Origin of the sequence: Maribellus luteus (assembly GCF_003576475.1) — a bacterium.
Taxonomy (GTDB): domain Bacteria; phylum Bacteroidota; class Bacteroidia; order Bacteroidales; family Prolixibacteraceae; genus Draconibacterium; species Draconibacterium luteum.
In genome coordinates, this window is sequence record NZ_QWGR01000002.1 from 418348 (window position 1) to 443913 (window position 25566).

15 protein-coding genes are annotated in these 25566 nt (G+C 43.0%); 7 read left to right on the forward strand and 8 right to left on the reverse strand.

Annotated features, from left to right (window positions below; all coding sequences use genetic code 11):
* Positions 1-3 precede the first annotated feature (3 nt).
* From D1614_RS04440 to D1614_RS04455, 4 genes are all read right to left on the reverse strand, one after another.
* Positions 4-3243, reverse strand: a complete 3240-nt coding sequence (locus D1614_RS04440) for a TonB-dependent receptor (RefSeq protein ID WP_206609923.1) — start codon at positions 3241-3243, stop codon at positions 4-6.
* Between the two features lie 217 nt (positions 3244-3460).
* Positions 3461-4561, reverse strand: coding sequence for a FecR family protein (locus tag D1614_RS04445; protein WP_119436689.1), 1101 nt, complete (start codon positions 4559-4561; stop codon positions 3461-3463).
* A 650-nt stretch (positions 4562-5211) separates the two neighbouring features.
* Complete coding sequence (locus tag D1614_RS04450) at positions 5212-5760, reverse strand: RNA polymerase sigma-70 factor (protein WP_162304413.1); 549 nt, start codon at positions 5758-5760, stop codon at positions 5212-5214.
* Positions 5761-6266: 506 nt separating this feature from the next.
* Positions 6267-7046, reverse strand: a complete 780-nt coding sequence (locus D1614_RS04455) for a glycerophosphodiester phosphodiesterase (protein ID WP_119436691.1) — start codon at positions 7044-7046, stop codon at positions 6267-6269.
* 126 nt (positions 7047-7172) lie between these two features.
* On the opposite strand from D1614_RS04455, the gene D1614_RS04460 reads away from it, so the two are divergent.
* Entirely contained in the window at positions 7173-8108 is a 936-nt protein-coding gene (locus tag D1614_RS04460; protein ID WP_119436692.1) for a lysophospholipid acyltransferase family protein, read from the forward strand.
* A gap of 260 nt (positions 8109-8368) precedes the next feature.
* On the opposite strand, the gene D1614_RS04465 is transcribed toward D1614_RS04460, so the two are convergent.
* The 3 genes from D1614_RS04465 to argH all read right to left on the reverse strand — a co-directional run bounded on the left by D1614_RS04465 (position 8369) and on the right by argH (position 15963).
* Positions 8369-9790, reverse strand: coding sequence for a glutamate synthase subunit beta (locus D1614_RS04465; protein WP_119436693.1), 1422 nt, complete (start codon positions 9788-9790; stop codon positions 8369-8371).
* A 44-nt stretch (positions 9791-9834) separates the two neighbouring features.
* Complete coding sequence (gene gltB, locus D1614_RS04470) at positions 9835-14358, reverse strand: glutamate synthase large subunit (RefSeq protein WP_241558077.1); 4524 nt, start codon at positions 14356-14358, stop codon at positions 9835-9837.
* Between the two features lie 270 nt (positions 14359-14628).
* The gene (gene argH, locus D1614_RS04475; protein WP_119436694.1) at positions 14629-15963 is read right to left on the reverse strand and encodes an argininosuccinate lyase; all 1335 of its coding nucleotides are present in this window, start codon (positions 15961-15963) and stop codon (positions 14629-14631) included.
* 522 nt (positions 15964-16485) lie between these two features.
* Here argH and D1614_RS04480 point away from each other — a divergent pair.
* Both D1614_RS04480 and D1614_RS04485 read left to right on the forward strand, forming a co-directional pair.
* Entirely contained in the window at positions 16486-17142 is a 657-nt protein-coding gene (locus tag D1614_RS04480; protein WP_119436695.1) for a hypothetical protein, read from the forward strand.
* A gap of 189 nt (positions 17143-17331) precedes the next feature.
* Positions 17332-18972 carry a hypothetical protein gene (locus D1614_RS04485; protein ID WP_119436696.1) on the forward strand — a complete coding sequence of 547 codons (1641 nt, stop codon included), beginning with the start codon at positions 17332-17334 and terminating at the stop codon, positions 18970-18972.
* A gap of 202 nt (positions 18973-19174) precedes the next feature.
* Here D1614_RS04485 and D1614_RS04490 read toward each other — a convergent pair whose 3' ends face one another.
* Positions 19175-19864, reverse strand: a complete 690-nt coding sequence (locus D1614_RS04490; protein ID WP_119436697.1) for a hypothetical protein — start codon at positions 19862-19864, stop codon at positions 19175-19177.
* A gap of 193 nt (positions 19865-20057) precedes the next feature.
* On the opposite strand from D1614_RS04490, the gene D1614_RS04495 reads away from it, so the two are divergent.
* The 4 genes from D1614_RS04495 to D1614_RS04510 all read left to right on the forward strand — a co-directional run bounded on the left by D1614_RS04495 (position 20058) and on the right by D1614_RS04510 (position 24993).
* Positions 20058-21695, forward strand: a complete 1638-nt coding sequence (locus tag D1614_RS04495) for an ArnT family glycosyltransferase (RefSeq protein ID WP_162304414.1) — start codon at positions 20058-20060, stop codon at positions 21693-21695.
* A 940-nt stretch (positions 21696-22635) separates the two neighbouring features.
* The gene (locus tag D1614_RS04500; RefSeq protein WP_119436699.1) at positions 22636-23325 is read left to right on the forward strand and encodes a TorF family putative porin; all 690 of its coding nucleotides are present in this window, start codon (positions 22636-22638) and stop codon (positions 23323-23325) included.
* 55 nt (positions 23326-23380) lie between these two features.
* Positions 23381-23737 carry a P-II family nitrogen regulator gene (locus D1614_RS04505; protein ID WP_119436700.1) on the forward strand — a complete coding sequence of 119 codons (357 nt, stop codon included), beginning with the start codon at positions 23381-23383 and terminating at the stop codon, positions 23735-23737.
* A 23-nt stretch (positions 23738-23760) separates the two neighbouring features.
* Positions 23761-24993 (forward strand): ammonium transporter, encoded by a 1233-nt coding sequence (locus tag D1614_RS04510; RefSeq protein WP_241558078.1) that lies wholly within the window; start codon positions 23761-23763, stop codon positions 24991-24993.
* The last annotated feature ends 573 nt before the right edge of the window (positions 24994-25566 follow it).

Below are 25566 nucleotides of genomic sequence, written 5' to 3' on the forward strand. Positions count from 1 at the left end.
TCCTTAAAATCCAAGATTCAAACCTACCGTTATAGATTTAGTATTTGGATAACTTGCATAGTCGAGTCCCAGGTTAGTATTACTCGTTTTATAAGCCACTTCAGGATCAACGCCTTTATATTTGGTAAGTGTTAAGAGATTTTGAGCACTAACATAAATCCTTGCTGAGCGAAATTTCATTTTCTGAATTAAACTTTTATCAAAATTATAACCCAGTGAAATGTTTTTCAAACGGATATAGGATGCATCTTCAACCCAACGATCCGAAAATTCATAGGAACGGTTTGCATTCGCCCTTGGAATATTGGTGTCGGTATTTGCAGGTGTCCAACGATCCAGGGCATCTAATGAAGCATTATTCCGACCATTCAAAATTCCCAATTCCATTCTTGTATAATTTAGCATATCAGCCCCATATGACCCCTGAATAAAAAGATTAAGTTCGAAATTTCCGTATTGCAGATTATTGTTCCAGCCCCAAATAAAATCGGGATGTGGATCTCCTATTATCGTTCGGTCATCGTCGCTCAAGATACCATCGGGAGTTAAATCGACAAACATTTCTCCTCCAACGCCTTCGGCATTTTCTAATAGAAGATCATCCGCTTGCTGAACGCCATTATACAAATAGCCAAAGAAACTTCCTACAGGTAGACCTTCTCTCAAAATCTGTGTTTTTATTCCACTCGCACCTTCTAAAGGAGCTGAGCTATAATAAATATCATTGCCTTCAGTTTCGTTTTCAACCAGTTTTAATACTTTATTTCGATTGGCGGAGATATTCGCACTGGAATTCCATTTCAATTTATTTGTCAATATTTTTGCGCCAACCGAAAACTCAAATCCACTATTCTGTACTTTCCCAATATTCTGTAATTGAGTAGTAAAACCACTAAATGCTGGAACAGGAACATCAAATAATAAATCAGATGTAATCATTTTATAGTAATCTGCGGTTACATTTATCCGACTCTCAAAAAGTCCAAGATCAAGGCCGAAGTTTACTTGTTCGGTGGATTCCCAAGACAGATTTGGGTTGGATATTGTTCCCGGCTTAATTGCAGAAAGCACTCCACCTCTATCGCTTGCATATACATCAGTTAAAGTAGCTAACGACTGATAAGCCTCTATGGCCTGATTACCGGTTATCCCATAACTAATCCGTAATTTCAGCTGGCTGATATCCTTTACGGTCGACATAAATTCTTCATCTTTCACATCCCAGGCAAATGCTCCTGACGGGAAAAAGGCATATTTGTTATTCTTAGCAAATACTGAAGATCCATCGTAGCGCACATTGAATGTAAAAAGGTATTTACTTTTAAAACCATAATTTAATCGGCCGTAAAATGATGATAATTCAGATTCACGCAATGAGGAATCGTACGTTGGAGAACCGGTGGCTGCGCCAAGATTCCAAAATGAAAAAGCATCGGTTGGAAAACCCGTTGCCCCTTCTATATACATGCCTTCATTGGCATAGGACTGGTAAGAGTACCCGGCCATTACTGAAAGATCATGAATGTCGTTAAATGTAGCCGAATAAGTAAAGTAATTCTCACTTGCCAAATCCAAATGCTTATAGTACGAAAGTGATGCCTCTCCATTAGAAGAACCTCCTCTTTCTGTTGTGCTTGGATAAAACACTCCATTTCGGGAGCTGGATGAGTTAACACCAAAAGTTGTTTTGAATTTAAGATTTTTCCATAAATCCAGTTCTGCAAAAAAGTTTCCCTGAATCAAGTCTGAAATTTTTTCTTGTTTAACTTCCTTTGCCAAAGCATAAGGGTTGTCTGCTGGAACACCACGGTCGGTAAGTGTATAACTCCCGTCTTCATTATATATTCCCGATGTTGGTGAGAACTTGTAGGCTAAATCAGGTACACTAGGCGAGTAATAACCACCTGTTTGCGATTTTACACCATCTAAATTAGTACGCCGCGCAAATATATTTACTCCAACATTTACCCAATCCAAAACCTGAGCTTGTATATTGCTGGTAAAAGAATATCGTTTATGCTCAGATCCTATGATAACACCTTCGTGGCCTTGGTAGGATCCTGATAAATAGTAGGTTATGGCATCAGACCCGCCGGAAACTGATAACTGATGATTCTGAAGTGCACCATTTCGGTAAATTACATCCTGCCAATTTGTACCCAAGCCATAACTCGAAGGCGTATTGTAGAAGTCGGGATCAATTTCATTTATGTAAGTAGCAAAATCAGTCGCATTAAGTACCTCGTTCCTCCCAATTTCTTTTTGAAAAGAGTACGAAGTATTAATGTCAATTTTTAATATTCCCTTTTTTCCACTTTTGGTTGTAATCAATACCACTCCATTTGCACCTCGCGAACCATAGATCGCAGTGGACGAAGCATCTTTTAGTATCTCCATGGACTCAATATCTTCGGGAGGCGGCATTGTGGCACCTGGAAATCCATCGACAACAATCAAGGGTTCGCTACTTGCATTAATAGATGTATTTCCCCGGATACTAATGTTGTATCCTGAACCAGGTTCTCCATTCGTTGATTGAACTTGCACCCCTGCAGCCATTCCCTGTAAGGCCTGAATGGCATCTCCTGTGGGGTAGATAGTTAAATCCTTAGAGGTAACTGATGCCACAGAACCCGTAATGTCACTTTTTTTTACGGTTCCGTATCCAACAACCACAACTTCATCAAGCCCAACATAGTCAGCATCCAGTTTTATGTCTAAAATAGACTTCCCGTTAAGGGGAATCTCCAGGGATTTAAATCCAATAAAAGAAAAAACTAAAACGGGATTTTCAGAAGAAACAATCAGCTTGTAGTTCCCATCGATATCTGTAACTGTTCCTTCCAATGTTCCTTTTACGGTAACGGTTGCTCCAACCAATGTTTCACCATTTTTTGATGTAACTGTTCCCTTAATCTCTTTTGACTGTTGGAAAGTAGTTGAGCCTGGTCTAATTACAATTAAGTTATTTTCTAAAATAGAATACGTGTTTTCGGTTTGAATAAAAATGTAATCAAGAATATCTTCAATTTTTTTATTGGTTATATCAACGTCTATGTTCTTTCCTTTGCTAATCAGATCATCGTTGTATAGAAATCTAAATTCACTCTGGTTTTCAATTGTTTTTAGAACATCTACTATTGAAACATTTTGAAGATTTAATGAAAGTTTTGTGTTTTGAGAATAAACAGTTCCGAAAGCCTGAGCAGTACTTAATAGAAACAGTAGAAATGTAAATTTCATGGTAGTCAGGATTTTAATTAAGCTTTTTTTTCGACAAAAAGCTACATGTTCATAAGTTTTTTTCATAATTTTGTTATGCGTTAAATAATACAAATTTATTTGTAACAATTAGCTGAAATCGGGGGATGTAGGGCATTCCCCGGTTTTTTCATAGAACTCCTGGACGGTTTATTTCATAGGCAAATTAGTTTGTTGATGTATTATTCGTTGATGTGTTTTAGTCCTTTGTTATTGTTATTTCATTTTTAGTTATTTGATATTTAAAAGGTGAACTCAGACTCAAAGCGTGCAATGCCTGTTCGATGGTTTCTTTTTCAAAGACACCGGTATAAAGGGTGTTTTTCAACTCTTCATCTTTCCAGATCACTCGAACGTTATACCATCTTTCAATTTTAATGGCAAGATCCTCAAATCGCTCACTTTTAAATACAAGTTTGTTATTTTTCCAGGATGTAAAATCAATAACATCAACTTCTTCATTTATGGTTAATGCAGGTTGAATGGGTTTTATTTTCGTGTCAACTTTATCAGGTATTACGTTAGAAGCTTCATCTTGGACTTCGTTTACCTGAATGTTTTGCTTGCCTTTTACCAATGTTGCCTGTTGGTTGGGCTTAAGAACAACCGCATGGTTGATTGATTTATTCCCGACTTTGCCTAATATTGAAATTTCCCCTCTAACTAATGTTGTTTCGACAATGTCTTCATTTTCATATGATTTAACATTGAAAGCAGTGCCGATCACCTGAATGCTAATCGTGGAAGTTTTTACATTCAGTTTTCTGCTTTTATCCTTTACAATATCAAAATAGGCTTCACCTTCAAGAAAAATATTAACCTCTTTCTCGTTTAATTTAGTTGGATATGTAAGTTTTGACCCTGAGTTTACCCAAATTTTACTTCCATCAGCCAATTCAAGCTGTGTTTTAGCTCCATAAGGTACATTGAGTGTGGTATATTCTTGACTCTGGGGGATTAGGTTTTTAGTATAGAATCCTATCCCAAATGTTATAATAATTATTGCCGCAATTTGTAAAACCTTTTTAACAACTTGCATGGTTACCAGCCTTCGGTTATAACTTTTCGTCTCTTCCTTAATCGCTTTGCTAATAAATTTATCCCATTCTTTATCTGTTTGGGTATTCCTGGTGATGCTTTCATATCTAGCAGTTTCCCATATGTCCTTGAGGTTGTAAAATAGTTTCTCATTTGCAGGAGTAGCATAAACCCATTCAAATAATTTCTTTTTTTGAACTTCGTCGATTTCTCCTCCAAGATACTTTATAACAAGGCTTATATATATATTTGAAACACCCATTTAATCTATCCCTTTTATATTACCACAGTTAACCTGCTAAAACTACTTCAAAAAATGTGTCTTTTTTTTAAAAGAATGATTTGTCACGATAATTATAATCTTAATGACCAACAATAATGTGGAAATTAAGCCTATCGTGTTTACGTTCTCTTTTAACTAATCAAGCTCCGGTTGGCCTGCTTTAAAAGCGGTTGCTTCCAACTCGATATTTGGGTTGGATACAAATCGTATTTATTTCCTAACTTCTGGATAGTTTCCCTTTCTTGAAAACTTCTTAAACTGCTTTTGTTTTAAAGTCCAAACTGTGTTTCTTTCTTTGTTTTAACAACAAGTTTATCGATTTTCTAAATTGATGTATTTAGCAACTATTATTGTTTTAGTAATCACAACTAACTTGCAACAATTACGTCAAAAACTATTCACTTTTTACAATAGGGATTAATAATTTATTAAACGAACCCACTATGGGTTGAAAATTCATAGGCTTCGTTTGCGAATGAAATTCGCTTTAATGAAGAACTCAACTTTACGCATCAATCGCATTAAAAAATAGAAATTTATAGAACTGAAAATAGCTCAGTGAACTTGCAGGGTTTTACCCATTAACAGATAATAAAACTCCTATTCCGACGGTACTTAGTAAATATGGCTTAATTAGGATTAGTCTTCGGAAGTAACAACATGAACAATTGAAACATATTTTTATCCAGTTTATCTCGGAGAATTGATAACGCCCGATATATCCTTGTTTCAACAGTGCGGACAGGTAAATTCAAATTTTCTGCGATTTCTGTGTTTTTCAGATTCTCAAAACGGCTCAGTTTAAGAGGTGTTTTGTAAATATCAGGAAGTCCTTCAATTGCGATTAAAAGCTTATCCTTTAATTCCCGCTCAACAATTGCCTGGTGCGCGTTGTAATATTCGATCTCCCTTGTAACTATTTTAGACTCATTTTCATGATGCGCAGATTCAACAGCTCTGTGATTCAGGTGGTTAATGCAGTTGTTTCGAACGCATTTGTATAAAAATGTTTTAAGGTTTTCCAGCGCTTCATAATTACCTATTCTTATAATATTTAAAAATGCATCCTGAACAAGATCCTTTGCAATATCTTCATCGCCTACAAATTTATAAGCGTAAAAAACAAGCGGTTTGTGCAACTGCTTAAACACATGCTCTAATAAAACGTTACTTCCCAATTGATTAAGAATTAGTTTCTTTATCTCCTCTCATCCTGATAACAATTCAAAAAATAAAACTAACAACTTTTATTAAATATTATAACCACAGGTACTTTCTAAACTGTAATAATAATTTTAGCAGTTATAACGCATTGGTTCAACGGGATTTTTAAACCTTGCCTCTTATTTAGATCTATTTTGGGTACAATATAGATACAATAAATGACCTGAGAGTGGCACGTAAATACGAATTTACATCAAAGTGGGAATGTGTTATTTGATTGATATGGTGATGTATGTGGCTAAACAGAGTCAAGTAAAACAAAAATTGCATTTGGCTCATAATCCGATGGTTTCTGCTTCAGGCCAGGTGGGCTCACTTAAAATAGCGCGCTATGAAACGTGTCGTAGCTGCTTTTTAATTTACACACTTTTCACAAGAACAAGCAGCGCTTTGTAAACAAAAAATCCGCAGAGGCGCACCTCCACGGATTCTGTAAATATCATTGAATTTTCTTGTATCGCTATAAATTGGACATTTCCTCTTTCAACCATTTGGGACGGTTGGTTGTGATGCCTTTCACGCCGAGGTCAGCAAGTCGTTTGGCCTCTGCCGGATCATTTACTGTCCAGGTTAATACATCGAGGTTTAGTTTTTTTGCAACTGCCATTACATCTTTGTCGATAATGGAATATTGCAGGTTCACGCCGGCCAGTTTGTTGGCGGCGGCTTCTTCCATCTTGTTGCTTAATCCTTTTTTGGACGAACTTAGCCAGTAGCATTTATTATCGGGAAATACTTTTTGAGCTTTTACAATCGCATCCCAGTCAAAACTAATAAATACAATTTGATCCTGTTTGCCACTTTCTTCAAGAATGCGCTCCAGTGCCGGAATAACTTCGGCACCGCATTTTATTTCCACCACCAGTGTTTTTCCTGATGGAATGGTTTGGATGACTTCTGACAAATACGGGATTTTTTCTCCTTTAAATTCTTCTCCTTTCCAAATCCCGGCATCCTGATCGCGAAGCAAGATAGACGGTGTTGATTTTATTTCCAGGTTCTTTTTTCCGTTGCAGGTCCGTTTGGTATCCTTGTCGTGAATTACCATTACACGGTTGTCTTTCGCAAGATGAATGTCAATTTCCACCGCATCGGCACCGAGTTCCCAGGCCAGGTTAACTGCCGCCAGTGTATTCTCCGGAGCCAGGTACGAAGCCCCGCGGTGTGCAATAAAAGTACTTTGTGCCATAAGGTTGTATCCAAGAACAACGAATAATACGATAGAAATGATTGTTTTCATGCTATTGTTTTGTGTCGAATGTAAGGATAATTTTAGCGAATGTAAACGTAAAGATGTAGTTTTGAAACCACTTTTACGTCAAATTTAAAAGTATTTAACAGCATTAATGCTTCTCCCGGTTTTTAAATGACAACGACAAATACAAGAAGTCAGGATTCCACCAGTTGGTTGGCCAAGGCATTGAACAAATGTGTGGTTTTGCTTTTGAAAGGTATTGCACTTTTGCCTTTTGGCGTTTTGTATTCGTTGTCGGACCTGATTTTTCTGCTGCTAAAAAATATGATCAGGTACCGAAGTGCTGTGATCGTGGAGAATCTTCGGGTTGCCTTTCCGGATAAGACAGACGTGGAAATTCTTCAATTGCGAAACCGCTTCTACAAACATCTGGCGGATGTTTTCATGGAATCGGTGAAGCTTCATTATATGACTCCTGCACAGATGCAGAAAAGAGTGCGTTTTGTGGGCGTGGAGGAAATGAACCGGTTTGCACAATTGGGGAAGGGAGTGATTGTACTGGCTTATCATCATAACAACTGGGAATGGGGGAGTTATCTCCAAAAGTTGTCAAAGCATCGTATTCTGATGGTTTACAATAAAATGAGGGATAACCAGCCGATGGATGATTTTTTGCTGCATTCGCGCGAGAAATGGGGCGGTCGGGCCGTGCAAATGGGGCGGGCAGCAAAAGTTGCGTTCGATGAAGTTAAAAAAGGAGTTCCTACTTTGTTGTGGCTGGTGGCCGATCAAAGTGCATTGGCCGAATTGGGGTCGTGGGCCATGTTTCTGAATCGTGAAGCTGCTTTTTTTACCGGCCCCGAGAAGATAGCGCGAAGAACCAATCAGCCTGTGTTTTTTCAGAAAGTAAGAAAAGTGGGGCGGGGCAAGTACGAATACGAATTCTCGCTGATGGTGGAAGAGCCCGCCAAGACCGCTCCGAATGAGATTTTGCTTGCCTACATTCACAAAATGGAAGAAGCTATACGCGAGGCGCCCGAATATTATTTGTGGAGCCACCGGCGCTGGAAACACAAACGGCCGGAAGGGGTTGATTTGAAGATATAGCCCGTCAGGTTTGCGAGTAACAACAAAAAAGGCCGTTTCAGTTTACCTGAACCAGCCTCTTTCCGTAATTTCTTCCAGGGGCCTTTGCTCCGGCCCAGGTAAAAACCATTATAAGAATTAAAATTTTGCCTAAAAAAAGGGGAACCCGGCTTTATCACGTTCTGGTCAAGGAATAGTGATTAGTTAGGAAATTTCCTGTTACCCGGCTCCCCCTGAAAAAACTGCACTATATGATTCTTAATCCAAATCCATCGTATTAATTATTTCCGAAGAAAAGCATCTACGTTTTCGGCCACTACTTTTCCGGCCTGAATAGCGTGTACCACAAGGCTTGCCCCACGTTCGATATCTCCTGCTGCAAATACCTTGTTGACCGATGTCTGTTTTTGCTCATTCACTTTTACGTTTCCGCGCGGATCGTATTCAACTCCCAAACTGTCAAGCAAACCGTTGTGAACAGGCTGTGTGAAACCCATCGAAAGCAAAGCCAAATCAACATTCACAATTTCGGTGGTTCCTTCCACTTCTGTCATTTTCCAACGGCCGGCATTGTCTTTTGTCCATTCTACCTGAACAATTTCTGCTTGTTTCAATACTCCACCTTCACCAATAAAGCGTTTGGTGTTCAGGCTCCAGCGGCGGTTGCATCCTTCCAAATGAGAACTGGAAGTGCGCAACGTGTTGGGCCAGTAGGGCCATGGATTGTTGTTGTCTCTTTTTTCTGAAGGCTTGGGTAAAATTTCGATCTGGGTTACAGAACTTGCCTTTTGTCTGATGGAAGTTCCCACGCAGTCAGACCCGGTGTCTCCACCTCCGATAACCAGTACATTTTTACCTTCAGCCAGAATTCTTTCTTCGGCTTTGATCTCCTGACCTGCCACCACTTTGTTTTGCTGGGTGAGGAAATCCATTGCATAATATACGCCTTTTAAATCGCGGCCTTCTACTTCCAGGTTACGTGGTTGTTCGGCTCCGATGGCCAAAACAACCGCATCAAAGTCTTTCAGCAATTGTTCTTTGGTGATGTCGACACCTACATTAGCATTGGTTTTGAAATCAATGCCTTCGTCAACAAACAAAGCCAGGCGGCGATCGATGATCCGTTTGTTGAGTTTGAAATCCGGGATGCCGTAGCGAAGTAATCCGCCAATCGCATCATTTTTTTCAAATACGGTAACAGAATGGCCGGCACGGTTTAGCAGGTCGGCTGCCGACAATCCGGCAGGCCCCGATCCAATAACCGCTACTTTTTTACCGGTTCTTGTCAGCGGAGGGTTGGCCACCACAATACCTGCATCAAAGGCCTGTTCTACGGTGGCGCATTCGTTTTCGCGGATGGTAACCGCTTCGTCGTGAATAGCCAATACACACGATTTCTCGCAGGGTGCCGGGCAAATCCTTCCTGTAATTTCCGGAAAGCTATTGGTCGAATGCAATATATAATAAGCTTCAGCCTTGTTTCCGCGGTAAACAGCGTCCTGCCATTCCGGAATTTTGCTTCCCACCGGGCAACCCCAGTGGCAAAACGGAATACCGCAATCCATGCAGCGCGAAGCTTGTAGTTTCCGGTCTTTCTCGTTCAGTGTTTGTTCAACTTCACCATAGTCGAAGATCCTTTCCTCCTTCGGACGATAGCCTGCTTCGATGCGGCCAACTGTCATAAATCCTTTTGGGTCTCCCATATCTTTGTTCCTCTTTTTTCGATTTTGATAATTGTAACTAATCTCTACTCGTGACGTGACGGATCGTCTTCTGTCAGCTGTAGTTTTTTCTGTAACTCTTTCAGCTTCTGCTCCTGCAATACTTTTTTGTATTCAAACGGAATCACTTTTACAAACTTCGGAAGATAGGCTTCCCAGTTGGTTAGGATTGTGGCCGCCACCGAACTTTGCGTGTAAGTCAGGTGTTTGCTGATCATATCCTGGAGCTCTTTGATGTCTGCCTTGTCTTCAACCGGAGAAAGTTCAACCAACCCTTTGTTGCAGAAATAGTCAAAGTTTCCGGCCTCATCCAGTACGTAGGCAATTCCGCCACTCATACCGGCGGCAAAGTTTCGTCCTGTTTTCCCCAGGATAACCACACGTCCGCCGGTCATGTATTCACAACAGTGGTCGCCGGTGCCTTCAATCACCGCTTTTGCTCCCGAGTTACGCACGCAGAAACGTTCTCCGGCTACGCCACGGAAGTAAGCTTCGCCACTGGTTGCTCCGTAAAGAGAGGTGTTTCCGATCAGAATGTTTTCCTCGGGTTTGAAGGTCGATCCCAGTGGCGGAACCACGATGATCTTACCTCCCGATAGTCCTTTCCCGATGTAGTCGTTGCAATCGCCTTCCAAACGGAAGGTTACACCTTTTACCAGGAAAGCTCCGAAACTTTGTCCGGCTGTGCCGTGGAAAGTACAGTTGATTGTATCCTGCGGTAAACCCGCTTCCCCGTAGCGTTTCGAGATTTCTCCCGATAACATGGCACCGATTGTACGGTCAACGTTTACAATGTTTCTTGACATCCATACTTTTTCGGCACCGTTCAGTGCTTTCTTCGCATCACGAATCAGGGTGTAGTCCATGTGGCTGGAAGTGTCCTGCGTGTTGGGACGTGTATTGTGAATGTCAACGTCTTTTGCTTCTTTGGGTACGTACAGAAGACGCGAGAAGTCAACAGTTTTCATCTTCCAGTTGGTAACTTCATCGTTTACCTCCAGCAGGTCGGTACGTCCCACAATTTCGTTGAATTTGCGGAAGCCCATTTCTGCCAGGTATTCACGTATTTCCTCCGCAATAAAACGGAAGAAGTTAACCGTATATTCTGCCTTGCCAATAAAGCGTTTTCTTAATTGTTTGTCTTGCGTTGCAATACCCGCAGGGCAAGTATTCATGTGGCATTTGCGCATCATGATACAACCCAGAACGATCAGTGCTGAAGTGGAGAATCCAAATTCTTCGCCGCCCATACAGGCCATTGTTACTACATCGCGGCCGGTTTTTAACTGACCATCCACCTGTAGTTTCACCCTGCCACGAAGGTTGTTAAGCACCAGTGTTTGCTGTGTTTCAGCAATTCCTAGCTCAACCGGTAATCCGGCATGTTTGATGGAGCTGGCCGGGCTTGCCCCGGTTCCTCCGTCGGCGCCGGCAATAATAATCACATCAGAGAATGCTTTGGCAACACCTGCGGCAATCGTTCCAACTCCGTCTTCCGAAACCAGTTTTACCGAAACCTTGGCTCTTGGGTTGGTGATCTTCAGGTCGTAAATCAATTGCGCCAAATCCTCGATCGAATAAATATCGTGGTGAGGTGGTGGCGAGATCAGCGTAATGCCGGGAGTTGAATTACGGGTTTTGGCAATGATCTTGTTCACCTTAAATCCAGGTAACTGTCCGCCTTCGCCGGGTTTTGCTCCCTGGGCTATTTTAATTTGCAGCTCTTCGGCGTTTATCAGGTAATTGTTGGTAACCCCAAAACGTCCGGAAGCAACCTGCTTGATTTTGCTGTTTTTCAGTGTGCCAAAGCGGGCCGGGTCTTCACCACCTTCTCCGGTGTTGCTTCTTCCGCCAATCGTATTCATGGTAACGGCGAGTGCTTCGTGTGCTTCTTTACTGATCGACCCGTATGACATGGCGCCGGTAACAAAGCGTTTCATGATTTCTTCGGCTGGCTCTACTTCTTCTAGCGGGATCGGGTTACTCTTGAATTTCATGCAGCCACGAATAAAGGCCGGTTTCCGGTTTTGCTTATCAACCAGTGCACTGTATTCCTTGTATTTGCTGTAATCGTTGGTGCGGGTTGCCCATTGCAGCAATCCGATTGTTTCCGGGTTCCAGGCATGGTGCTCTCCGTATTTCCGCCAGGCATAATTTCCCGAATTTTCAAAACGGAAAGGTTCCGGAGCATTGTCAGCTTTGTAAGCTTGCTCATGAAACATGCTGGCTTCGGTGCAGATTTCTTTCATGCCCACACCGCCAATTTTAGAGGTGGTTCCGGTAAAGTAATTGTTGATCACTTCGTTACTCACCCCGATCGCTTCAAAAATTTGTGCGCCGTGGTAACTTCTCAGGGTAGAAATCCCCATTTTGGAGAATACCTTCAGAAGGCCTTTCCCAACTGCTTTGATATAGTTTTTGCGGGCTTCCACATAATCCATTTCAATTTTGCCTTCTTTCACCATGTGGTCGATGGCGGCAAATGCGAGGTAGGGGTTAATCACACTTGCTCCGTAACCGAGCAATAAGGCGAAATGGTTTACTTCGCGGGCCTCGGCGGTTTCCACGATAATACCTATCTGCATCCTCTTTTTGCTGCGGATAAGGTGATGGTGAACGGCCGACACTGCCAGCAATGAAGGAATCGGTGCCATCTCTTCAGAGATGCCCCTGTCGGTAAGGATGATGTAGTTTTTGTGGTCGTCTACGGCTTTTTCGGCCGCAACCAGCATGTCGCTTACGGCTTTTTGGAAGCCTTTTTCCCCGTCTTTTACCGGGAACAGCATCGGGATGGTTTTGTGGGTAAACATCTCATCCTTCAGGTCCTTGATTTTACCAAGGTCGGTATTGGTAAGCAGCGGCTCATCAAATTTAACCAGCTTACAGTGTTCCGGGCTTTCATCCAGAATATTGGAATGCAGCGCCCCAATGTAATTGGTTAACGACATTACCAGTCCTTCGCGGATCGGGTCGATGGGCGGGTTGGTTACCTGGGCAAACATCTGCTTGAAATAATCAAACAAACGTTTGGGCTTGTCGGAAAAAACAGCCGGAGGAGCATCATTCCCCATGGAACTGGTTGGCTCGGCCGCACCGGTACTCATGGGCTTGATAATCTCGTACATGTCTTCTTTGGTGTAACCAAACACTTTGGAATAAGTTTCAAAGTTATCGATAGAAGAAGACACGCGTTGTTTTACCGAAATATCTTTCATCTGCATGCGGTTTTCTTTCAACCACATTTGATAAGGATTTCTTTTGCTTAGCTGATCTTTTACTTCTTCGTCGGGAATAATAATTCCGAGTTGAGTATCTACCAACAGAATTTTTCCGGGGCGTAAACGTCCTTTTTCCTTGATTTCTTCCGGAGCAAAAGTTTGAACACCTACCTCAGAACCCATTACAATCAGGTTGTTTTTGGTGATCACATAGCGCGATGGGCGCAAACCGTTTCTGTCGAGTGTTCCGCCAATGTAGCGTCCGTCGGAGAAAACCATTGAAGCCGGACCATCCCATGGCTCCATGATGGTGGAGTGGTATTCGTAAAATGCTTTTAAACTGTCAGGGATCGGGTTTTTCTGGTTGAAAGACTCCGGTATCATCATACACAATGAATGAGGCAGTGAGCGCCCTGTCATGTGCAAAAATTCAAGTACGTTGTCAAACGAAGCCGAGTCTGATTTTCCGGGTTCGATAACCGGAAGCAGTTTTTGCAAGTCTTCGCCAAATACTTCGGATTTCATCAGTGCTTCGCGGGCCTGCATCCAAAGGCGGTTTCCTTTTACTGTGTTGATCTCGCCGTTGTGCGCCACAATTCTGAAAGGCTGCGCCAAATCCCAGGTCGGGAAAGTATTGGTACTAAAGCGCGAATGCACCAGTGCAATGGCACTTTTGAATTTTTCGTTTTTGAAATCGAGGTAGTAGGCTTTTAGCTGGTCGGGAGTAAACATTCCCTTGTACACCATTATTTTTGATGACAAACTTGGCTGGTAAAAGCTGGTTTTGTTTTTCAGGTTGGAATCCCTGATTTCCTTTTCAGCCAGTTTGCGGACAATGTACAATTTACGCTCCAGCGCGTCTCTTTCAAGATCGGCCTTAACAAATACCTGCTTAACTGCCGGCTCGGTAGTTTTAGCAATCTCTCCCGGAGCCGAATGGTCAACCGGTACATCGCGGTAGCCAACCAAAGTAAGCCCTTCGGCTTCGATGTGTTTTGTGAGAATCTCAATACAAATATTGGCTTCGAATTCTTCTTTTGGAAGAAAAACCAGTCCGGTTCCGTATTTCCCCTGTGCTCCTACATCCAGTTTCAGCTCTTCGGTGATAAATTCGTGCGGGATCTGCATCAGCAAACCTGCGCCATCTCCGGTCGAATTATCGGCGCTGGTAGCACCGCGGTGATCCATGTTGCGCAGAACTTCCAGTCCGCGGTTAATTATATCGTGTGAAGGTTTTCCCTTGATGTGTGCCACAAATCCAATTCCACAGTTATCATGCTCATTCGCAGGGCTATATAGTCCCTGTGCTACAGGTAGTCTCTTCTGCATCATTATTCCTTTCTGTTTTTAAAGTTCCCTTATAGTGCAGTGCTTAACCGCTGTCTGAAAAATCAAGCACTGCCAAATTGTAAGATAAAATTAAGTTTTACTTACGGAGTGAAACCAAAAATAATGAAAGGCAAGAAGAATTACAATCATGAAGCCCAAATAGATTGTTTAATAACATACAATTAACTTTGCTTTTTCTGATTGAATTGAGTATAGGTGGGGTGCGAATGTTTGGGGGTTGTACTATTTCTAAGGTTTTTCGGGCCTTGGAGGCTACCCGTTCAGTAGTTTGTTTTTCGCTTCTCCAATTCTTTCGAAATGAAAGCCTTGTAGCACCGTTGTCATTTTTTCACCAATTTCGTTCAGGCAAAGGTTGCCAATACTGCCTTCGTGGGTGTGTTCTACCGATCTTTCAGGATGAAACCGGCCTTCTTCAATTTGTGCCCCCACTTGTTTGTAGGCTTCGCGGAATGGAACTCCGTTTAAGACAAGCTTGTTGACTTCTTCCACGCTAAACAGATAATCGTATTTCGAATCGTTCAGAATCTCCTTGTTGACGCTCATGTTTTCTACTGCAAGAGTTACGATGTTCAGGCAGTCGTTCATTTCCTTGAATGAAGGCAGGAAAACTTCTTTTACCATCTGAAGATCGCGGAAATAGCCACTTGGCAGGTTGTTGACAATCATGCTGATCTGCCCCGGAACTCCCTGGAGTTTGTTGCAGCGTGCCCTGGTAAGTTCAAATACATCCGGATTTTTTTTGTGCGGCATAATGCTCGACCCGGTGGTGAACTCGGCAGGAAGGCTTACAAAATTGAAATTTTGGCTCATAAACAGGCAAACATCGTAGGCAAGTTTTGAGAGCGTTGAAGCCAGGTTGCCCAAGGCAAACGAAACGATCTTTTCAACTTTTCCGCGTCCCATTTGGGCGTAAACTACGTTGTAGTTCATGTTGCTGAATCCGAGTAAATCGGTCGTCATCTGTCGGTTTAAGGGGAATGAAGAGCCATAACCGGCTGCCGAGCCCAGCGGGTTTTGATTGGTGATTCTGAAAGCTGAGGCCAACAATTCCAGGTCGTCGGTAAGGCTTTCGGCGTAGGCGCTGAACCACAAACCAAAAGACGAAGGCATGGCCACCTGGAGGTGGGTGTAGCCCGGCATCAGAATGTCTTTTGTTGTGTCTGCTTTCTTCAGCAGAACATCAATCAGTGCACTGGTGCTTTCAACAATTTCCTTGATTGCCTCGCGCGTAAAGAGTTTCAGGTCGAGTAAAACCTGGTCGTTTCTGGAGCGTCCGCTGTGTATCTTTTTCCCCAGATCGCCCAGTTTTTGAGTAAGCAGAAATTCCACTTGCGAATGGACATCCTCTACACCTTCTTCGATGGTGAAATTACCTGCAGCTGCTTCCTTGTATAGTTTTTTGAGTTCGCTGAGCAAGGTGGGTAGTTCATCTTTTTCAATCAGGCCAACTGATTCAAGCATGGTTACATGCGCCATGGACCCGAGTATGTCGTGCGTAGAAAGATAAAGATCGAGTTCGCGGTCTTTTCCTACAGTAAATTCTTCGATGGCTTTGTTTACCGGTGTTCCTTTATCCCAAAGTTTCATGTGATTAAAATTATTTAGTTTCAACGGTCCGTCAGCCGACGGATGGAACTTGCGTTGCAGTCATTCTCTTTTGTGTAATCCGCCAATCGGGTGGATTTGTGCCAGTTTTGTGTGTAAAACAGCAGCTTAATATTTCAGTTAATTACGGAATGACTTGCGTTGCAAAGATAAAATTTCGTGTTTGTTTCTTGGGGGTAAAAGAGCCAAATGTTACCGTATGGTTGTTTTTCTGGTCAATTTGATGGGGGGGTTACGAGGGACTGATTTCCAGGGAATGCGATTTCCGGGTGTTTTAGGTAAGAGAAGATAGTCTTATTCTGTGCATTTAGGAGTGTTTTTCAACAAGTGCTGTTTGGGGAATATTGCTACATTTGTGCGGATAATAAAATTAAGAAAACAGAGCTGGCCGTATCCCTCATTGAAGAGGCAAGCAGGCCGGGCTGTGGTTGTGATTTGTTCCGGATGATTTTTGGTGTGTAGGCAGATTTGATCTCTTGCTCCAAAATAAACAATAGTAAGCTGATGAAAACATTGAAGATTTTATTGTACATCGTTATTGCAGGTTCGTTGCTGGCGATTTCTTCGTTTTATTTTGCAGAACCTTTTTACCACAAAATGGTAGCCGAAGACGGGCTTTTTGAAAATATTACCGCGCTTGGTTTACTAACGATTTCTATTTTGTCGTTGCTGCGTCTGGTCAGGCAGCGTGGAGAGAGAAACAAGTTCTGGATGTTTCTGAATGTGCTGATCGTTTTGGGAGCGTTCTTTGGTTTTGGCGAAGAAATTTCGTGGGGGCAGCGGATTTTTGGCATTCAGGCCGGCGACTATTTTATGCAAAACAACCTGCAGGGAGAAACCAATCTTCATAACCTGGAAATTGGCGGCGTGAATATCAACAAGCTTATCTTTTCGCAAGGCCTGGTGATTGTTTTTGGTACCTACTTTGTCCTTTCCCTTATCCTTTACCGGAAATGGAATGGGTTTAAAAAACTGGTCGATCTGTTTGGTGTTCAGTTGCCGCGCTTTAAATATTCAGTGATGCTGCTTGCATGTACTTTGCCCATTTTACTTGTTCCCGACAGAAGAATATGGGAGTTGTGGGAAGCCATTTTTGTAACAATTCTATTGCTGGTTTTTATTGATCCCTGGAACGAAAAAGAGGGGCTTTTAAAAAAGTAGCATTCTTTGGTGCGCGAAGCGGTTCTGTGAGATCCGTTTTTAGCTAATCTTTATTGGTAATCAGTTATTTCGATCGGATTTTCAAGATTTTGTCTGACAAAATGCCTGCCGGGTTGTTAATGTATAGATAACCTGAGCTATGTATTTAGGTTTGTTAGAGTTAAGTTAGTATTTTTGCGCTCTTAAGCAATGAAGACAAATTTGAAACAAGAGAATGAAGGTGTACTGATTGGTCAGGGCCGGTCGGGTAAGGTTTACCGGATTCATGAAGACGGCAATGACCTGGCGGTAAAGGTTTTCTCGGGTGTAGACGGCCTTACTGATTTGGTAAACTATGTTCTTACCGGTGCGCCCAATGCTTACGGCTGGAGCGAAGACGCGGTAAAATGTGCGCATTTAAGACGCCAAATACTGGAACAGCTTCTGTTCTACTGGTTTGGTTCAAAAGTCAGAATTGCAAAGTCGTTTGGCGATGCCTGGCACGAACCGGAGAAATCCTTTAAGATATCCACCGAGTTTGTAACAGGGAGGCCCGCAAAATTGCATCATCCCTTTTCCGGAAAGTGCGACTGGGAGTTGGGAGATCTCACCCGGAATGTAATGAAACCCTTGCAGCAAAGGCTGGCTGATTCGGGTTTTGATGGCTTGGTTTGGCAGGCCGGAAAAGGAAATCCCATCGCGTTGAATAATTTCCTTTTGGGAGAAGATAAAACCTGGATTTGGATTGATGCCGAATCGGGGGTTCCGGCGTTGTTCCCATTGAATCCGCTGTCGTTGCTGGGGTATTATCTGCCCAAGTCTTTTCGTTACAAACGGGCTCTTTTTGATGATGTTGATGTTCCAAAGCTCAGGTCGTATGTGGTAGAGCGACGGGAAGATCTTGTCGGGCTGTTGTCGGAAGATGGCTTTATTTTGCTGCTGGAGCGTATCAAAAAGCTGGATAAACACCAGAAAGCATGGAAAGCCTTGGGGCGTGTTCAGAAAAGTATCAATTATCAGCTGATTAAAGAAAAGATTACGCGGGAAGAGGCCGAGTTCTACTCGGAGCATAAATTTCAATGGATAAAGAAAGAATTGCTGCGGTTGGGCAAACGTGCTTTCGTAAAGTTGTTTGTTAAGTTGCCCGCCAAACTTTACGGGTGGCTGCGTTCTGTTCGGTACCTGAAATTGATAAAAGATTCTGTACGTTTTCTTTTTAACGGCGATTACCGGAAACAAAGTGTAGATGCCTTGCTGAAGCAACGCATTACGGATTGGGAAAAGCGGGGGCAACTGAGCCGGAAAAGTGCCGACTTTTTGCGGGAACAGGCCGACCGGGAACTGGCAAGTCCGTATTTATCTGACTTTATTATATTGATTGGCTTAAAGCCGCTGATGAACGTGGTGGAGTTGTTTGTGTTGCCTGCATTGTTTGCCGCCGGCCTGATCAACGAAGCTGTGTTGGTGTTGGGCGTTGCTTTGGGAGGAATCATATACCGAACGCTTTATACATTGGGCCGAATGATCTACGAACGCTTGGTGTTGCCGGCTGATAAGCGTCATCCGCGCTGGATTGCGCTTTTTGTTGGGATGATCCCGACGTTCGGAAACCTTGCTTACCCAACGCAGATGGTGTATGCCGCCAGTTCAAAGAGCCTGGAATTGTCCGAATTTTTAATGTACGATATCAGTACGCGTATTGGCGCCAAGATTCCAATTTGGGGCGGAAAGGATACGCTTACGGAACATTTCTTTAATCATCTTCCGGATGTGGTTATTCGAAACCGAAAAGCCTTTAAAAAGAGAAAGCTGATGAAGATCAGAAGAAAGCAGGCGGCTGCTTTGAGTTGATTTCCTTTGATTTTCGGGTTGACAGAAAATAAGGGAAGACTTGTTGTGGCTACTTTGGTGGCCGAAAATTCCAAAACAGATTTGAGGAGAGAGATATGAGTATTGAGTATCTGAAATTTTAATTCTACTGTTTTATCTCGTTACTCATTACTCACATCTGATCCGTCGTTTGAATTCTATTTCAATTTTAAACCTTAGTCATTTATTTCCTGACTACAACCTCTTTGATTCTTTTGGCCGGATTCAGGAATATCAGGAATAAAACACCGGTAAGTGCCAATTCGTGCAGCTCACTTTCTTTTTTCATCTGAATCAATGTAAGGACGGCTATGTTGGTCACAAAAAACATCATAATGTGGTGAAGTCTCGGAATTGGAACTCCAAAGTCAACCACAAGTTTTCGGATGGATTTTGTTTTCCAGGCAAGTAGCGGGAGGAGAACAAAGTAAGAAACCAGCGCCACAAACATCAGCTTTGAAAAAATAAGGATGTTCAGATCTACACCGTCGATTTTAAGGTTGTGCAGGTTGGTTTCGCCCTGGTAGTTGTTGGCCATAAAATATTCGCCCGATTGGATGCCAAAAATCCGTTGTCCCCACGAAATCTCTTCGCCGCAACCGAAAATAAACACCAGGCAAGCCAGTGTGTAAAAGAGAACCTGCTTTTTGTCGGCTCGTTTTAAGGCTTTTACTGCATTTATGCCAAGCAGAATGGCGCAAAGTATCAGGAAAAGAGCTGTCAGGTATTCCACCCAGCCGTCTTCGCGAACTACATAGAGAAAGGCCTCAAAGCCGCCTTCCATTGCTTTTATTTTGGCATAAGCGATAAACCAAACGATGATTCCCAAAACAATAATGTCGGTGATTAAAAAACCAGATATCTTTTTCTTCATTTTGTTGAATTTTTGTAATTAAGTGTGCGCTGTCCGTTGTGCCGCTTTCCGAAGGCAGAATGGAAACCTGCATGATTTGTTGGCATTTGTATGTATCAAAAAAAATAGCATGCCCGTTTCATTTCAGCGTTTAATTGTAAATTGCGCCAAAATTAAGATTTTTATTATTCGGAAGCTATTTGAAATTACCAATATGACAAAAGATCGTTATTTTATCCTTACCATCGCAGTTTTGGTTCTTTTGGTTATTGTCTCTTCGCTGCCGGTGCCCTTGCTGGTGAATGCTGCTAAGTATGCACAAGTGGGGCGCGAGATTCTGGTAAACGGAGACTGGATCAACCTGACGATTGGCGGGGCGCCTTACGATCAGAAACCACCGATGTTGTTTTGGGTGGCAGCCACTACTTTCAGTATTTTCGGTTTGTCGGTTTCGGCCTACAAAATTTCGGTTCTGTTGGTTTCGCTGATTGGTGTTTATTCTACTTTTCGCCTGGGGCGCTTGTTTTACGGCAAAGAAACCGGTTTTCTGGCGGCGCTTTTCTGGATGACATCGCTTGGCTATCTTCATTTTCACAACGATGTTCATACCGATACGATGTTGGTGTCGTTTGTGGTTTTCTCGGTATGGCAGTTTATGGCCTACTTCAAAGAGCGAAAATGGCACCAGTTTGTATTGGGGGCCGTGGGTGTTGGTTTATCGATGCTAACCAAAGGGCCCGTTGGTATGCTCATTCCTGCTTTTGCCGTGGGGGCCAGTTTGGTGGTGCACAGGCAATGGCGCGATGTTTTTAACCTTAGGTGGGTTGTTGCGGCGGTAATTGTTGCAATTATTATTATTCCTGCACTGCTGGGTTTGTTTCGTCAGTTTGGGCTCGAGGGAATCAAGTTTTATTTCTGGACCAATAACATGGGGCGCGTAACCGGTTCTTACCAGGGCACGAACACCGACTACTCTTTTTACATTCATACTTCCATGTACATGTTGTTGCCGTGGACTGTGTTTATGATTGTAGCCATGTTTAATGAAATTAAAAGTCTGGTGCGGCTGAAAAAGGCCGATATAAATGCGGTTGAGGTGGCAAACATTGCAGCAGTGGTTTTCTTTTTGGGGATACTGAGTGTGGCCCGGCAAAAAAATCCGCATTACATGTTGAGTGCGATTCCGTTCCTTTTTATCATAACGGCGAAGTGGACCGTACGTATTTTCGGGGAAGAGCAGTTTTCCAAAAAAGCAAAAGTAATTTCGGTTATTAATAAAGTAATAGCGCTTCTGTTTTTTACGTTGATTCCGTTTATGTCCGCATTCTTCTTCCCGGAAACAAGGATCATTTACTGGGTAATAGTGGTCACTCTTTTTGCGTTGGTTGTTTATCTTGTATTTCGCAGGGCAGACCTGAAAAAGCAGCTGCAGGTATTGCTTTTGGCCTCTTCGGCTCTTTTGTTTACCATTAACTACAACATGCTCCCGAATATGTGTAAGTACGATACTTCGATGGAAGCCGCTGAGATTTTTAATAAAATGGCAGAACCCGGGGCAACGCTGAATATCTATGGTCAGGAAGCGCGTTTGTGGGAGTTGTTGCTGTATTCTGACTCGTATGGCGGATTTTTGCAGACCAGGCAAATGCTGGATGACTTTTTGCCACATCCGGGAGCGTGGCTCTATACTTCTGAGTCGGGCTACAAGGAGCTACAGGAAATGGGGTTGGACATGGAAGTGGCTCACGAATTCACTGAGCATCGAAAAGTAACCAGCCAGTCGATTAATTTTCTAAATCCCAACAAGCGGGCCTCCAGGTTTCAAAAAATGTACCTGGTTATTTTGAGGTAGTTTCTTGAAATATATGCTTTTATTGGCTCGTCCCCGGTCGTTGTGGCGAGTCGTTTCAATCCACTTTTTTTTCTAACCCTGCTATTTTACGTGAAGGGTAAAATCATCATCTGCTATAAGATGGTCCTTATCTTATGCCAGAGAACGTCTCGCTGACGGGGTAGAACCGATATCTTTTGTAAGAGAGACCTCCTCTTTTATCAGATAGCCGCCATCGGGTAGGGTAGAACGATTCTCTGATGGAAGATGGTCTTCCTCTTATACAAGAGAAAGGCCGTCGGGCAGGGTGGAGACATAATCTTTTGTAAGATCGCTCTCATCTTTTATCAGATAGTCGCTTTCGGGCGAGGTAGAATCATTCTCTGATGGAAGATGGCTTTCCTCTTTTTATCCTGGCTCCTGAAGTTTTGTTTGGGAATGATGAACTAAAAAATTCCATCTGACTTGCAGAGCGGAGTTTTTAGCAGGCGCAAAATAACTTTTTGCACAGCTGTTGCAATTTATGCCCCAGGTAGCTGGCTTTTTTCGATAACCCTTTAATCAGGATTTACGCATATTTCTCTCGTCGATTTTTTGTGGCAGGCAGGCTTTTCTGGCTGGCTTTCTTTTTGTTTCTGCTGTTTTACAGGTCGGCTTTATTGTACTTAATGTCGGTAGAAGTGTGCATTGGTGTCAAAAAGTTATTTCATATTTCATTTGCGTATCAAAAAGAAATCAAATCGGTCTTATCGTTAATAATTTGTTAAGTGATGCGCTTGTTTTATTTCGAATAGGGGTGTGTGCTTGGAAAAATGTATTCTTTTGAAGTGTAGACTAAAAATAGAGGGGGTCGATGCTAATAAAAGATAAAAAATAGAATAGATTCCTTTTTGAAAGTAGGGGTATTTCTGTTTTTTGATAAAAATATTGACAATAAGTTTAACTTTTAATTTTTACCACTATGAAAAAGACACTACTCATTGCTGTAAGTATGTTATTGCTTTTTGCCTTTACGGCGCCGGCTCTAAAAGCCCAGGAGGTTGATGCCGGTTTGGATATTTACAGCAGCTACGTTTGGAGGGGGATTAAATTTGGCGAAGGCGCAGCTTTTCAGCCCTATGTTGAATTCAGTGTAGCCGGTTTTGCCCTGGGGGCCTGGGGTTCTTATTGTGTTTCGGATAATGAAGCTGCCGAAGCCGATTTGTATGCAAGCTACGGATTTGATCTGGGAGAAAACGCTTCGCTGAGTTTAACCATTACCGACTACTATTTTCCGGGGACAACCAGTGATCCAACTTCGTGGACAGATGGCGACAATCATTATTTTGAACCCATGGTTGGCCTTGGTTTGGGCCCTGTAAGCTTAACTGCTGCCTACATGTTTTACGACGATGCCGGGAAAAACGGAGATGCTTCGGGCGATCTTTACCTCGAGGCAGGCGTAACTGCCGGTCCTGTTGATCTCGCACTGGGCGGCGGAACCGGACAATACTCGATGAAAGATGATGCGGGTTTTGATATCTGTAACATCAGTGTTTCAACCTCGAAAGAAATTAAAATCACCGACAGTTTCTCTCTTCCGCTTTCGGGAGCCGTCATTTTAAATCCTTCGTATGAGTCCTTTCACATTGTTGTTGGTATCTCTCTGTAAGGATCAGCGACTCTGAAATGATTGTGACTTGCGGTTCAAACTAAAATAAAAAACGATGAAAAAAATTGAAGCGATTATACGCAAAACAAAATTCGAAGAAGTAAAAGATGCGCTGTATGAGGCGGGTATCGGGTTCTTCTCTTTCTGGGATGTAAGAGGTATTGGCCAGGCCCGCGAAGGCCGGGTTTACCGCGGTGTTGTGTACGACACCAGTACAATAGAACGCACCAAGCTGGAGATTATCGTGCGCGACAAGAATGTGGATAAAACCATTTCCGCCATTCTGAGTGCCGCCAGGACCGGTGAAATTGGCGACGGGAAGATTTTTATTCTGCCCATCGAAGAATCGTACCGGATCAGAACCGGTGAAGAGGGCGACGAGTCGCTTTACATCAAAGGAAAAGAGGAGTAATAACTGAAAAAAATTAGATGATCATGGAAGAAACTTTACAAGGCCTGCAGATAGGTCTCGACAATATGTGGTTATTGATTGCCGGATTTCTGGTGATGTTTATGCAACCCGGTTTTGCAATGGTGGAGGCTGGTTTTACCCGCTCGAAAAACACCGCAAACATTCTGATGAAAAACTTAATGGACTTTTCAATTGGGTCCCTGTTGTACTGGATTATCGGTTTTACATTGATGTATGGCGATTCAATCGGTGGTTTTGTGGGCATGCCCGACCTGTTTTTTATGAGCGATGGTTTTGGCGACAATTACGCCGATTATTCCGATCTGTTTTTCCAGACCGTATTTTGTGCCACGGCCGCAACCATCGTGTCGGGAGCTATGGCCGAACGCACCGAATTTAAATCGTACCTGATTTTTACCATCGTGGTTTCGGTACTTATTTACCCCGTTTCGGGACACTGGACCTGGGGTGGCGGCTGGTTGAGTCAGCTTGGTTTTCACGATTTTGCGGGGTCTTCGATTGTGCACTCGGTAGGGGGCTGGATTGGATTGGCCGGAGCGGCCATGATCGGCCCGCGTATTGGGAAGTACGGAAAAGATGGAAAAGTAAACGCCATTCCGGGGCACAACCTCACTTTGGGGGCGCTCGGGGTATTTATTCTTTGGTTTGGCTGGTTCGGGTTTAACCCGGGTTCGCAACTGGCTGCCGCCGGTACCGAGAATGCCGTAGCCATTGGCCATATTGCTGTTACTACCAACCTGGCAGCTGCTGCCGGGGCGGTTACCGCCATGATTGTGGCCTGGTTTCGTTACAAGCGTCCTACCTTGTCGCTTTCACTGAACGGCGCTTTGGCAGGCCTGGTGGCAATTACCGCCGGTTGCGATGCCGTTAACCCGGAGGGAGCTGTAATGATCGGTGTTATTGCCGGTTTTAGTTTACCTTTTGTCGTAGAATTCTTCGATAAAATAATAAGGGTCGACGATCCTGTGGGGGCCGTTTCGGTACACGGCGTTTGCGGTGCTTTTGGTACCCTGGCTGTTGGATTGTTTTCCACTTCCGAAGGTTTGTTCTACGGGCACGGAGCAAAATTGCTGGGTGTTCAGGCAATAGGAGTGCTTACCTTTTTTGTGTGGGCATTTGGTATGGGATTGATTCTGTTCTTCGTCCTGAAGAAAGCAAATATCTTGCGCGTTTCTAAGCGCATTGAAGAAGAGGGCCTCGATGTATACGAGCATGGTGAGAGTGCCTACAACTAATCTTCTTCAGCTTTTAAGTCTGTAGCTGTCTGTTTATGGCCCCGCCAGCGGGTGGGGCCTTTCCCCAAGCTATCACAAAAGAGAATAAACATAACCTAACAATTATTATATTTTTTCATATTCAATTAAGGTCAAGGGGAGTTAGTTTAGTTAGATTAAAAGGAGGATGAACCGGTTGTCGCAAGGCAGCCGGTTTTTTTGCTGAATGCATTGTATGTCTGCTGGATCTTTGAGTCACAAGCGGAAGTTACGGGTAAGGAAATGTCGAATGATGATTAACGATTTTAGATGGCAGATTTCAATTTTGTAGTTTAGTAATAGCTTGTGGTTCGGTGTTGCTGTTATGCCGTGTTGCTGTATTTTGCTCGTAGCGCTTCTTCTTTGTCCCCATTCAGGGGGACGAGGAATTCCGGAGGCTCTGACGACGGAATGACGGAGGGGGTGAGATAGTTCAGAGTTCAATGTTCAGTGTTCAGAGTTAGCTCAAAGTTCCATGCTTTTTGATAGCTTATGAATGATTCATGAAAGGTTGGCTTCGGTCTCCGCTTGTCTGTCAAACGACGGACGGAGAGG